Source organism: Bradyrhizobium sp. CSA112 (assembly GCF_029051645.1).
Taxonomy (GTDB): domain Bacteria; phylum Pseudomonadota; class Alphaproteobacteria; order Rhizobiales; family Xanthobacteraceae; genus Bradyrhizobium.
The window spans coordinates 1-13,062 of record NZ_JAACFS010000049.1 but is presented as its reverse complement, the minus strand read 5'-3'; the positions used below and the strand labels follow the sequence as shown (position 1 = coordinate 13,062).

Here is a 13,062-nt window from a genome sequence, read left to right as displayed (position 1 = left end):
TTGCCGTTCCGAACCATGGAGGGGTCGAAAGCCGAGGGGGAGTTCTCTTCAGCTTGCCAGACAATGCTGTTTGGCGCACCCGTTTCCGCCAGATGCCGCACGAGCTCCTCGCTACGCGCGGCGCAAATCCCACCAGGTTTGAAATACCTGACGATATTGTTCGGTTACGGCCCGACCTCTATCCACGATCCCGGCTTGCTGAACGTGCCGAAGTTCCTGCTCATAACCGAGGTCAATCAAAAGCTCGGCGAGCCGATTGCATCCGTTATTGCTTGCATCTCTTGAATGCGCAGTTCAGTTTGCCAAGTGTAGACTGAGCGGTCATCGACTGCCTTTCTCTCGTGGATTTTTCGATCCCCGAAGCGACTGGACCGAAGATATTCCGGCTGCTCCATCGTCGCCGATGTAATGCCCGTTGGATCGTAGCCGAGGCCAGCGATCACGCGCCGGATTTCCTCGTCGGGGCCCGCCACCAAAAGTTCGTACCGCACCACCTGCGTCTGCCGCCGACTGCGGTGCGCGGCGAGCGCAGGTAGGCCCAGAACGAGATCGGCGAGAGAAGATGCGATGTCGGGAGGCAGACTGAGCACTAGATTGGAGAGATCAGATAGGCTGGCGGGCCGCCAGCTTTCTGGCACGAGCGGGATGCCCCATGTCGATTTCAGTGAAGCGGCAACAGCGTAGGGATTACGCAATAGAAGGATGTGTGGCGCTTCTGGATAGAGAGAATCCAAAAAATCGAGGACCATCCAATAACGCGGCGTCTTGTCTACGAAAGTACGCTTGCCCGCTGCTGCCAAATATTGGCCGTAAGCCGCATCAGCAAAAGCGGGACTGACGATAGTACGATCGATTCGGCCCGAAAAATCGGATGTTGCGTCCTGAATCAGTGATGCCCCCGCTGGGTGACGGTGATCCACCGTGCCAAGACGCGTGGCGTCAACGATATCCTGATTGCGGTGGTCGATGGGCTCAAGGGCTTTCCCGAGGCGATCGCCTCGGTCTATCCGCAGACGGTGGTGCAGACCTGCATCGTGCACCTGATCCGCAACAGCCTGGCGTTTGTCGCCTGGAAGGATCGCAAGGCGATCCTGCCTGCCATCAAGGCCATCTACCGGGCCGAGAATGCCGACATGGCGCTGGTCCGGCTCGAGGAGTTCGAGGACGAATGGGGCAAGCGCTATCCGGCGATCGGCCAGGCCTGGCGCCGCGCCTGGGAACAGGTCGTGCCGTTCTTCGCGTTTGCTCCTGGCGTCCGCAAGATGATCTACACCACCAACGCGGTCGAGGCGCTGCACCGCAGCTTGCGCAAGATCATCAAGACCCGCGGCAGCTTTCCAAACGACGACGCGGCGTTGAAGCTGCTTTATCTCGCCATCAAGAACGCCGGATTGAGGTGGCGGCGAGGCGTCGAGTGGACTGCCGCCATGGGCCAGTTCGCCATTCAGTTCGGCTCGCGCTTTCCGGGATCAACGCGATGACCAAAATGTCGATCAGCCGTCTTATCCGGCGGCCCGAGTTTGGCCGATCAGCAAGCTCTGTAAAGGCGGGCCTGCGGCCCCCGCCTGCGGCGGCTGCGGCCTTGACAGAGCTTGCTGCCCGACCACTGTTAGCCACCATGGGATCGATGACAATGTCCGGCTGATGCAAGAAACGACTGAAATTTACCCTTCACAGAGGCCTCTTACACAAAATATCTGACATTCCCTTTTGGATGCCTGAATTCAATTCCTCCAGTTGACTTCTTGCTATCCGTTTCTTCCACTTGGTAAAATCGATTGTTTATGGAATGCATCAACGCTGGATAAGTCCGGATCATGCGTTCAGGGCCTCGATCTTCTAGATCTGCTCGTCGCGCTCGATGTATCCCTTCGGTGGCGGCCGCTTTGTGAAGTTCGGTCGTCTTTCTGAGGATGTGAACTTTAAGTCTAGCTTTGAGGTCATATTCGAATGCTGGTGAAGGTATTGGGCGCCGCTCGCGTTTGCCCGTGCAAAAGCCTCGGAAGACGAAGCTCTGATCGCCCAGCAGAAGCTTAGGATCGCCAAGCTCCAGCGCCAGATCTACGGCCATCGATCGGAGCGATCATCGCGGCTGATCGACCCAGTTGGCGCGCTGATCTTCGAAGAGCTGGAAATTGGCGCCACTGAAGACGAGCTGTCTGCGGAGCAGGCTGTAGCCAAGACGACGAGCGTGCGAGGATTTTACGCGAAAGGCGTCCCGAACGCCAGACCGTCGCCAGTTTTTCTTCAGTGGACCCCACTGACGCTGCAGCTTCGAGAGACGTCGATGGGCTTCCATCGACGCATTATGAGTCTTCCGAGACTCGTCAGTTTATGGACAGCTAAGTCTTATAGCATTGAGATACTGTCTATCTGGACTGAGAGGTCCGCTTGATCTGCTGCAGAGGAGAAGGGGATGTATTGCTTTAACGAAACGACCCTAAACCCTTTCGTTAACCGTAGATTCCGTCCGGACGTACTAGTCTTGCTGCAACTGCCCTGTGGGCGAATGGCGCAGCGTGTTAACCGCGCTCCGTGATCGCCTGCTTCGTCGGTCGGTGATCACCATCCATGGTGAGAGCTACCGACTTCGAGAAGCACCGCTCCGGCGCATTTCCTTCACTTGGCTACCGAAGAGATGGCATCGATGAATGCAGAACGGGCCCAGCTTGGCGCTGGCACTCCTTCCGAGACTTCCGAATCCGAAACCTCCGAACCAGGGTCCCCGGCCGCGGCGCAGTGGGTCGAAGCCTTGTGGGAGGCGGAGGCGTCCGCCGCCGACCCCGCCTCGTCGCAGGACCAGGTCCTGGTGGGCCGGGCTGCCGAAGAGGGGCAGGGCGAAGACGAGGATCGGCAAGAGGCAGTAAGTCGAACGAGGGCTTGGCGGGATGCAGGCGATGTCGATGAGCCGCTGGATCTGTCGTCCCTGTCCCTGACCGCCTTGTCCGCTCCCCTCCCGCCCGAGCTCCGGCGCCTGAACGTCGACAACAATCAGCTGACCAGCCTGCCCGACCTTCCAGCCGATCTCCAGCGGCTGTACGCCAGCAACAATCGGCTGACCAGCTTGCCCGACCTTCCAGCCGGGCTCCGGCGGCTCTACGCCAGCAGCAACGGGCTGACCAGCCTGCCCGCAGACCTGCCGCCCGGGCTCCGGCGCCTGAACGTCGACAACAATCAGCTGACCAGTCTGCCCGACCTTCCAGCCGGGCTCCAGCGCCTGAACGTCGACTACAATCAGCTGACCAATCTGCCCGAGCCCCTCCCGGCCGAGCTCGAATGGCTCAGCGTTACCCACAACCAGCTGACGAGCCTGCCCGAGATGGTCCCCGCCGAGCTCCTATGGCTCGGCGCCAGCAACAACCAGCTGACCAGCGTGCCAGAGACCCTGCTGACGCAGCTGGGCCGTGAGTCCAGCGTTGATCTGGATAATAATCCGCTGCCCGAGGGGGTACTGACCAACCTGGCGACAGCCATGCATGCCGGGGACTATGCCGGCCCGCAGATCTTTTTGTCTATGGCCGAGGAAGCGGTGGAAGTCGAGCCGCGGCCTCTGCACGAGGTTGTCGCGCACTGGCTCGAGGGCGATACTGGCACGGTGGCCGCCTGGCAGCGCTTCGCCGAAGAGCCAGGTGCCCAGGACTACGCACGCTTCCTCGACAGGCTCCGTGGCACGGTGAACTATGGCAACGAGGCGTTCCGGCAGGCGGTGGCCGAGGATCTGCGGCAAGCGGCGGCCAGGCCGCGATTGCGCGAGCACTATTTCGAGCAGGCTTTAGGAGCGAGCGACAGCTGCGAGGATCGCATCACTTTGGCCTGGAACGGCATGCAGACCGCACGCCTGAACGCTGATGTCGAGGACGGAGCCTATGACGGGCGGCTCGACGAATTGCTCCAACACGGCCGTGTGATGTTCCGCTTGGAGGCGCTGGACGGGATCGCGCGCGAGACGGTCAACTCGCTCCGCCGTGCCGACCCGGACGCCGACATCGACGACATCGAGGTCTATCTTGCCTACCAGACCCAGCTGCGCGACCCCCTGGAGCTGCGGCACGTCGCCCCAGACATGCGCTTCTTGAACATCTCTCACGTGACAGAAGACGACGTTGCCATGGCCGCGACATCGGTGCGGGACCAGGAGGCGACGGGATTCGGGGACTATCTGGCAAGGCGCTGGCAACCTTGGGAGAGCGTGGTGAGACGCATCGCCCCCGGTGACCATGCAGTGATGCAGGAGCGGCTCATCGATGCGATGGGAGAGGAGTTCGACAGCCGCCTGAATAGACGGCTCGCCGAGAATGGCTTGACAGACGATGCCGATGCCGAGCGGGTGCTCGGAGCCGAGATCCGCAACGAGATCGCCCGCGAGATCAAGAGCGCGGTAATGCACAAGGTGCTCGCGGATCGCGGCCTCGAGCTGTGAAGCGGCCGTTCATGCGAAGGCTGTCAATCGCTGTTTCGGCCGTCGCCGCGGTCGATTGCGCGATCGAGATGAGAAACTGTGCCTGCCTGGCAGCTCCGCCGCCGCAGCAGCAAGCCGAGCTAGCCGACCGTGAGCCATCGCCACGCTCAAGAAGACTGCGATGGCGATAGGCCGCCGAGAAACGCCTGCAGGGGAGAGCTTGCTACCACCTGTCGTGAGACCCAGTTCGATCACGAAATGATGAATTGGAATGACGTGGCCGGTAGAGGAGGGGCGGATTGCTCAACAGCAATACCTCATTCCAGCGCATCGAAGGGTGTGAGAGCGAACTAAGCGAATTCGCCGGCGGTTCTGATATGCGCAGCAATTTAGCTGACGGACCTTGCCCGACCGCATTGAAAATATTTTTCGATAAACCAGCGCGCATTAGGGCCATGGAGCAAGAGCGGAGCCAAATGGGGGTGGCGCGCACGTTATGCGAGACTCGAAAAGCGGCTTGTGCACCAGCGTTTGCTACTGTCCGAAAGCAAACGCGCATGATGTGTGGAACCCGACAATCTGTTGCGAACGCGACATTGGGCCGCAAAAACGTGCGAGCGTTCCTCTGCATCGCACTGGCCCAAATCCTGCACCGCGTTCACGGTCGAGGGCAAGGGAATGGGAGGCGCGTTTGAGTCTCGATCTGAGAAATGACGAAGCGGTCGCCGGTCCACCGTCCGCGACCGACGTGGGCTGTCCGTTTCACACCGATAGAGGCCGCATCCAGCAGGGAGAACAGAAGACGTTGGTGCTAACCGGCGCGTCGCGCGGCATTGGTCACGCCACCGGAAAGCTGTTTTCGGAAGCGGGCTGGCGCATCATTTCTTGCGCGCGCCGACCGTTCGATGGCGGGCGCTGCCCGTGGGAGTCAGGGGCCGACAACCATGTCCAGGTCGACCTCAGCAATCATCGGATGCTGGCGCGCCATCGCCGAGGTCAAGGAGCGCCTCGCGGGCGCGCCATTGCACGCATTGATCAACAATGCCGGCATTTCACCGAAGACGCCGAATGGCGCACGACTGACGGCGTTGACGACGTCAGTCGAGACCTGGATGAGGGTATTCCACCTCAATCTGGTGGCGCCGATCCTGCTCGCGCAAGGCCTGTTTGACGAGCTGAAAGCAGCGACCGGATCAATTGTCAACGTGACCTCAATCGCAGGCTCGCGGGTGCACCCGTTTGCCAGCTCTGCCTATGCGACATCAAAAGCTGCGCTCGCATGTCTCACGCGCGAGATGGCGCACGACTATGCACCGCATGGCATTCGCGTGAATGCGATCGCCCCCGGCGAGATCAAGACAGACATTTTGTCGCCGAACACGGAAGCGCGCCTTGTACCAAATATTCCGCTGCGCCGAGTTGGCACACCCGAAGAAGTCGCGAAGGTCATCTTCTTCCTTTGCTCGGATGCGGCAAGTTATGTCACAGGCACCGAGGTGCCGATCAATGGTGGCCAACACCTGTGATAGACTGCACCGGCAACAAACAAATCGCAGCTGATTTGATCTACATCAATGGAATTCGTGTTCCCACGGAATGGAAGCGACAAGTGCGGAAGAGCAGAGAATAGTAAGCTAGTCAAAGCACTGTAAGTTTACCGTCATGCCGCGCTCAACGCGCTGTAAGTTGTACCATCGTGCCATAATAAGAAGTTATCTTTTGCGTCATCCTAAAATGGCGGCGAGATCGAGGATGACATGCAACACAATATTCGCAAATCCGAACAGGAGGACAGGGAGGATGGTCATAACAACGGAGACGTCGTCATGCTGCATATCCCTTCCGTACGCGAAAGGCCTAACTCAAACTCCGAGACGGACGACGCGGTCTGTGATGTGCCGTTGTACGAGAGTGCGATTATCGGGATCTTCGAAATATCGAAAGTACTCACCGCCCCCTGCCGGCTGGAAGTCACGCTGGCCAACGTCGTCGATCTTCTGCAATCGTTTGTGCAGATGCGGCACGGCATCGTCTCTCTGTTCCACGATGATGGCGTGCCGGACATTACCGTGGGCGCCGGCTGGAGCGAAGGCAGCGACGAGCGCTACCGGATGCGCCTGCCGCAGAAGGCAATCGACGAGATCGTGGCGTCGGACAAGCCGCTCGTCGCCGAAAACGTAGCAGTGCATCCGGCCTTTAGTGCTGCGGACAAGGAGGTGCTCGGGGCCTCCGACGACATGCGAGTGTCGTTCGTCGGCGTTCCCATTCGCATCGATGCGAATGTCGTGGGCACGCTGACGATCGACCGCATCCTGGACAACGCGTCGAGCGTTCGGCTCGATTACGACGTGCGGCTGCTCACAATGATTGCCAACCTAGTGGGGCAGACAGTGAAGCTGCATCGCCTGTTCGCGTGTGACCGCGAGCGATTGATGGGGGAGAAGGACCGGCTGCAAAAAGAATTGTCCGAGCTCAAGCAGCCTGCGCGGGAGCGCAAGAAGGTTCATGTCGAGGGGATTATTGGCGACAGCCCGGCGTTGCGCAAGCTGCTCGAGAAGATCGCGGTCGTAGCCAAATCAAACAGCACGATGCTGTTGCGCGGCGAGTCCGGTACCGGAAAGGAGCTGGTCGCCAAGGCCATTCACGAGCAGTCGGCGCGCGCCAAGCGGCCCTTCATAAAACTCAATTGCGCGGCGCTGACTGAGACGGTACTGGAATCCGAATTGTTCGGTCATGAGAAGGGTGCCTTTACCGGCGCGTTCAGTACGCGCAAGGGTCGCTTCGAGCTCGCCGACAAGGGGACGCTATTTCTGGACGAGATCGGCGAGATCTCGGCCTCGTTCCAGGCAAAGCTACTGCGCGTGCTGCAGGAGCAGGAATTCGAGCGCGTCGGCGGCAACCAGACCATTAAGGTCGATGTTCGCGTGATTGCCGCGACGAATAAGAACCTGGAAGAGGCGGTGGCAAGGAACGAGTTCCGCGCCGACCTCTATTATCGCATCAACGTGGTTCCCTTGCTGCTGCCGCCGTTGCGCGAAAGGCGCGGTGATATCCCGCTCCTCGCCACCAAGTTTCTCAGGAATTTCAACAGCGAGAACGGCCGTACGCTCACCTTCGATACGAGTGCGATTGAAGTACTGATGAACTGCGGTTTTCCGGGAAACGTCCGCGAGCTTGAGAATTGCGTGCAGCGGACCGCGACTCTGGCACCGGGGCCATCGATCGTGAGAGACGACTTTGCCTGCTGCCACGGCCAGTGCCTTTCCGCGATGCTGTGGAAGAGCGGATCGGACGAGATAGCGCTGCAGCCGCGGCCGATCGTACCAGTGCCCGCCAAGCCGGCCACATCGCCGGCCGAGGCTGCTACATCGCTCCCGCCTTTCGGCAGCGAGCTGGCTCCGCTAGCGCCAGTCGGCGCAGCCCTCGTAGGTGGTGCTAAGATGACAGATCGCGAGCGTGTCATCGCGGCCATGGAAAGATCCGGCTGGGTGCAGGCAAAGGCGGCGCGCCTGCTTGGACTTACGCCGCGCCAGATTGGCTACGCCCTGAGGAAATATGGCATCGAGATCAAGCGCTTGTGAAAAGGAGTGTCGGACTTGGGGTATGTCGGGGCCGTGACCATCGCCGTTGGGGCGAATAGCTGGAGAAACAGACATAGAGGCTTGGTTGGTTTGGCGCGGACTTGGACCCGATCACGATCGGATGCGACCCCCGCGTCGGCCCGATTTTGTCATCCTCGAGATCAGCCCGCGCGACCACCGGCGGTCCCATGCCCGAAACGGTCGTGCGAACGCGGCGCTGTCATCGCGAATTCGTTGGCCGTGTCGCCATCGACCATTAGCTCACGCCGGATATAGTCAGCGAGACCATCGGGTGTTCGACCTCGTTCAATTTGCCCGGCGTCATATGCAGCGACCGCTGCGCGATGCGGGCCTGCGCGCGAAGGGACCGCCGTGTGCCAAGCGGTCGCAGGCGCCGCAAGCTTATTGCGGCGCTGGTCTTGCCCCTGGCGATGCGAAGCATCGTCCAGTGCAAGTCGGCTCAGGGCTTACGCTCTCTCGTGAGCGCAGCGGCCGCTGCGGAGACTCGGGATCCCGTATGGATCGACTCGAGCAAAGCGCATCCCGTTTTGAGCCGCTCTCCTTGATCCAGATCAACGACAAATCACGCCGCGCGAACCGGGCTGTCGTAGTCACGACGAATGTCGCAATTCCGCCGGCGAACGTCAGGCTACAGAGACATGACGCTTCTCAAAGGCCATTGTATTGCTGCCCGATTTTGAAATTCGCGCAATGGTACGACACTTGCTGTTCTCTTCGCCAGCCGTTGCAACGTCTGGAGAAGCACATGCACAACGTCGTCTGCATCAAGCAGGTTCCCGACTCCGCGCAGATCCGCGTGCACCCCGTGACCAACACGATCATGCGTCAGGGCGTGCCGACCATCATTAATCCATACGACCTCTTCGCGCTCGAGGCCGCGTTGGAGCTGCGCGATAAGTTCGGCGGCGAGATCACCGTCCTTACAATGGGGCCGTCATCAGCCGAGGACTCATTACGCAGAGCGCTGACCTTTGGCGCCGATCGCGCCGTACTGCTCACCGACCGCTGCTTTGCGGGCGCCGATACGTTGGCAACGACTTACGCGCTGGCGACCGCCATCCGCAAAATCGGCAAGGAATATGGCCCGCCGGACCTCATCTTCACCGGTAAGCAGACCATCGACGGCGACACCGCGCAGGTTGGGCCCGGCGTCGCGAAGCGGCTCGGTGTGCTGCAGCTTACCTACGTCGCAAAGATCAGGGCCCTGGATCTCACCGCACGCACAATTGAAACGGAACGGCGCTCCGAAGGTGGCGTCCAGGTCCTTCGCACCAGGCTGCCGTGTCTCATCACCATGCTGGAGGCAACCAACCAGATTCGCCGCGGCGCCATGGCCGATGCATTGCGTGCCGCCCGGGCGCCGATCGTGAAATGGAGTGCGCAGGAGGCCGGTGTCGAGGACATCTCCAAATGCGGTCTCAAGGGCTCGCCGACCGTCGTCAAGCGTGTCTTCGCGCCGTCCGCGCGTGCTGAGAAGGCGGTGCTGGTAGAGGCCGCCGAGCAGCCGGCGCAAGCATTGATCGACGCCATCTTCAACCACCAGCCCAAGCTTGAAACCGACCTTGCGGCGCTAGCCCGCGATGCCTGATCTGAAGGGTCTTGGCGATGAGCGATGTGATAAGAGCTCCCGCGTTGCCTGCGCAACGGCGCGCCGCCAAGAAGGCGCTGCCTGGGCATTCGCTGACAAGCATGTCTGGGTCGTCATCGAACAGGAGCGCGGGCAGGTGCATCCAATCTCCTGGAAGCTGATGGGCGCGGGCCGCAAGCTCGCCGAGAAGCGGAAGGCTGATCTCGCGCCGGTCGTGATCGGTCGGGAGGGCGAGGCGACACGCAGCGCCAGACCATCCCCTCTAACCGTACCGGGCCGCGCTGATGCTCCAGCGCGGCTTCGGTGCATCCATGTTTCCAACCCACTCAAACGGTACGCCAGGCACACCCCAGCACCCCAGCAAGGAGATTTTGAAATGTTTATCGCAATGAACCGGTTCCAGGTGAAGATTGGCTCTGAAGCGGCCTTCGAGACGGTCTGGCGCACGCGCGAATCCTATCTCAGCAGCATGGCCGGCTTCGTCGAGTTTCACCTGCTCAAGGGCCCCGTCGCCGAGGACCACACGCTGTATTCCTCGCATACGGCCTGGGTCGACAAGGCCGCATTCGAAGCCTGGACCAAATCGGAAGAGTTTCGCCGCGCGCACGCCCGCGCCGACAACAAGACCGGCGAAAGCCTCTACCTCGGTCATCCCAAGTTCGAAGGCTTTGAGGTGATCCTGAGCGAGCGCAAATCCAGCGCCGCCGCCTGACGGGGAGGTTGCCATGTTGAGCGCGCAGCTTGCCGAACTCAAGGCGCATATGGCGGATAATCCGGGCGCGGTGATCGAGGACGTGGCGCGGGAGCGCAAGGTCACGCCGCGCGCCGTGCTTGAGGCGCTGCCCGACACGATGGTGCGTTTCGGTCCCGGCGCTGAATTCGCTGCAGCGATGAACGATGTCGCGCAATGGGGCGAGGTGACGCTGATCGTGCATACCGACGATGCGATCTTCGAATTCACCGGCGGCGTGCCGGCGGGCGAGGTCGGCCGCGGCTATTTCAACCTGATGCAGCCGAAGGGGCTGCACGGCCATCTTCGGCACGAGCGCTGCGCGGCGATTGCCTTTATCAAGCGGCCCTTCATGGGCAAATCGTCGGCCTTCATCGCCTTCATCAATGTCGACGGCGGCATCATGTTCAAGGTGTTCGTCGGCCGTGATGAGACGCGCGCGCTGCGGGCCGACCAGTTGCAACGCTTTCACACGTTGGCCGAAAGGATCGCGCCCGCCTGCGCGGCGTAGCCGATCCGTATGTCAGCCCGGGAGACGATCATGCAGCGAAAAATGCTGGACGTTATGATCCGTTGCAGTGGCGCGGCCGCCATGGCCGCCTTGCCGGGTACGGCGCTGGCCGCTACCGACGTTGCGCTGCTGCCGCGCAACCTGTCGCCCTGGAACATGTTCGTGAATGCCGACATCGTGGTGCAGGCGGTCATGGTGGGCTTAGCCTTCGCCTCGCTGGTGACGTGGACGATCTGGCTTGCCAAGACCGTTGAAGTCCGCCGCAAGACGGCGACTGCCAGGCGGCGGCTGAGCATGCTGGAAACCGATACGGTGCTGGCCAAGGCCGAGCAGGAAAGCCGCGGCGGCATCGATGCGGTGGCGCAGATCATCCAGTCCGCCGCGCGCGAGGCCTCTCTCTCTCCGGCGGTCATTTTGACGACGGCCTCAAGGAGCGGGTTGCGCTGCGGCTGGGGCGGGTCGAGGCCGCGATGTCGCAGCAGATCGCGCGCGGCACCGGCGTGCTCGCGACCATCGGCGCCACCGCGCCGTTCGTCGGCCTGTTCGGAACGGTCTGGGGCATCATGAATTCGTTCATCGGCATTTCCGAGGCCCACACCACCAATCTCGCGGTCGTCGCGCCCGGTATCGCCGAGGCGTTGCTCGCGACGGCGCTCGGTCTCGTCGCGGCGATCCCGGCGGTCGTGATCTACAACCATCTCACCCGCACCATCGCGGCCCATCGCGCGCTGCTCGGCGACGCCTCGGCGATGGTGCTGCTGCTGATCAGCCGGGAGGGCGACCGCGGCTCGTTCCGCCTCGCGCGCGCCGCCGAGTAAACGACGGAGTGTAAAGCGATGGGCGCAAAGCTCGGTCAGGCAATCGGCGGACGGACGCGCGACGGCGACGATCTTGTCGAGGCTCACGAGATCAACGTCACGCCGTTCATCGATGTGATGCTGGTGCTCCTGATCATCTTCATGGTCGCAGCCCCGCTTGCTACCGTCGATCTCGGCGTCGATCTCCCGGCGAGCGCAGTCGAGCCACAGCCGCGCCCGGACAAGCCGGTATTCGTCACCGTGAAGCCGATCTTTCAGTCGCGGTCGGCGAGGACGTGATCGCGCGCGACACGCTGACCTCAACGCTCGACAGCGCCACGAACGGGAAGAAGGACGAGCGCATCTATCTCCGCGCCGACAAGGCCGTCAGCTATGGCGACCTGATGGAGGTGATGAACCTGCTGCGGAATGCCGGCTATCTCAAGATCGCGCTGGTCGGTCTCGACGGGCGAAGCTGACCGCCATGAACGCGTTTGCGCTGCACGAGGTTTCCGATGAGGCCGCCGTCCGGCGCTGGGGCGCGTCGGCCTTTGCGATCGCGGCTGCGCATGCCGCGCTGATCGCGTTGGCGTTGAACTGGTACACCCAGCGGCCGGTGCCCGGCGTTTCCCTGCCGGCGATCATGGTCGACATGGCGCCGGTTTCCTCCGTGCCGCAACCGACGCAAATGAATCTCGCGCCGGGACCCGTCATGCAGCAGGCCGATGCTTCGCCGCCGGAGCCCGCGGCTGCGGAAGCCGTGCAGGAACAGATTGCGCCGACACCGCCGCGGGAGAAGCCTGATGTCGTAGCCCCGCCGGAGCAGAAGACCGAGCCGACCCCGCCGAAGCCGGAGGCCGTCAAGGCCGAGCCTGAGAAAAAGCCGTCGCCGGTAAAACCGAAAGTGGTTCGCCGCGACGCGAAGAAGCCTTCCGACGCGCCGCTTGCGCCGCGAACAACGGCCTCGCCCAAGGCCGAGCGCCAGGCGCCGGCCGTGTCCGCCGCCAACGCCGGCGCATCGGCGACCGCCCTTGCTTCCTACCGACAGATGGTCGCCGCGCATCTGCAACGCTTCAAGCAATACCCGCCCGCCGCCAAGGCCGCAGGCCAGCAGGGCACCGCCCGCGTCAGCTTCACGCTCAGCCGAAGCGGCGCGGTGCTTTCCGTCGGCCTCGGCGGCTCGTCGGGCCATTCGGCGCTGGATGCCGAGACGCTGGCGATGGTGTGCCGCGCCCAGTTTCCCGCATTCCCCGCGGACGTGAAGCAATCCTCGATGCCGTTCAGCGCGCCGGTGGCGTTCTATATCCGCTAGGAGCCTGTCTGAGTAGTGACTGGTCAAGAGGGTGCGAGTCTGATTCCTTGCGTGGCCATGAGCAAGGAATTTCGCCCCTGGAAGATCGACGAGGTCCAGCTTCTGCCGCCGAGCGTGCAGGAC

The 13,062-nt window shown here is 61.9% G+C and carries 8 protein-coding genes and 5 pseudogenes; 11 read left to right on the top strand and 2 right to left on the bottom strand.

The genetic code is table 11. The annotated features are described in order from the left end of the window. Positions 1–236 precede the first annotated feature (236 nt). The gene (locus GWE18_RS38545; RefSeq protein ID WP_275190800.1) at positions 237–920 is read right to left on the bottom strand and encodes a sulfotransferase; all 684 of its coding nucleotides are present in this window, start codon (positions 918–920) and stop codon (positions 237–239) included. Here GWE18_RS38545 and GWE18_RS38540 point away from each other — a divergent pair. Next, positions 903–1,481 (top strand): annotated as a pseudogene (locus GWE18_RS38540) (transposase); the annotation flags it as partial. The gene GWE18_RS38545 and the pseudogene GWE18_RS38540 overlap by 18 nt on opposite strands. Before the next feature lie 203 nt (positions 1,482–1,684). On the opposite strand, the gene GWE18_RS38535 reads toward GWE18_RS38540, so the two are convergent. Next, entirely contained in the window at positions 1,685–2,071 is a 387-nt protein-coding gene (locus tag GWE18_RS38535; protein WP_145963720.1) for a hypothetical protein, read from the bottom strand. On the opposite strand from GWE18_RS38535, the pseudogene GWE18_RS38530 reads away from it, so the two are divergent. The 10 genes and pseudogenes from GWE18_RS38530 to GWE18_RS38485 form a co-directional block, all read left to right on the top strand. Then, positions 1,970–2,203 (top strand): annotated as a pseudogene (locus tag GWE18_RS38530) (IS66 family transposase); the annotation flags it as partial. The gene GWE18_RS38535 and the pseudogene GWE18_RS38530 sit on opposite strands and share 102 nt — an antisense overlap. A gap of 444 nt (positions 2,204–2,647) precedes the next feature. Next, a complete protein-coding gene (locus GWE18_RS38525; protein ID WP_108521657.1) occupies positions 2,648–4,420 on the top strand; it encodes an NEL-type E3 ubiquitin ligase domain-containing protein in 1,773 nt (590 codons plus the stop codon). Between the two features lie 727 nt (positions 4,421–5,147). Continuing rightward, positions 5,148–5,925 (top strand): annotated as a pseudogene (locus GWE18_RS38520) (SDR family oxidoreductase). A 231-nt stretch (positions 5,926–6,156) separates the two neighbouring features. Then, complete coding sequence (gene nifA, locus GWE18_RS38515; RefSeq protein ID WP_275190799.1) at positions 6,157–7,980, top strand: nif-specific transcriptional activator NifA; 1,824 nt, start codon at positions 6,157–6,159, stop codon at positions 7,978–7,980. Between the two features lie 766 nt (positions 7,981–8,746). Further along, positions 8,747–9,589: an electron transfer flavoprotein subunit beta/FixA family protein gene (locus tag GWE18_RS38510; protein WP_108521566.1), complete on the top strand. Its 843-nt coding sequence runs from the start codon at positions 8,747–8,749 to the stop codon at positions 9,587–9,589. Between the two features lie 376 nt (positions 9,590–9,965). Beyond that, complete coding sequence (locus GWE18_RS38505) at positions 9,966–10,301, top strand: antibiotic biosynthesis monooxygenase (protein ID WP_275190798.1); 336 nt, start codon at positions 9,966–9,968, stop codon at positions 10,299–10,301. A 13-nt stretch (positions 10,302–10,314) separates the two neighbouring features. Further along, positions 10,315–10,830, top strand: a complete 516-nt coding sequence (gene hutX / locus GWE18_RS38500) for a heme utilization cystosolic carrier protein HutX (protein WP_275190797.1) — start codon at positions 10,315–10,317, stop codon at positions 10,828–10,830. Positions 10,831–10,911: 81 nt separating this feature from the next. After that, positions 10,912–11,648: pseudogene (exbB, locus tag GWE18_RS38495) on the top strand (tonB-system energizer ExbB). 18 nt (positions 11,649–11,666) lie between these two features. Continuing rightward, positions 11,667–12,106, top strand: a pseudogene (gene exbD, locus GWE18_RS38490) (TonB system transport protein ExbD). Positions 12,107–12,111: 5 nt separating this feature from the next. Further along, on the top strand, positions 12,112–12,939 hold the full coding sequence (locus tag GWE18_RS38485) for an energy transducer TonB (RefSeq protein ID WP_275190796.1): 828 nt from the start codon (positions 12,112–12,114) through the stop codon (positions 12,937–12,939). The last annotated feature ends 123 nt before the right edge of the window (positions 12,940–13,062 follow it).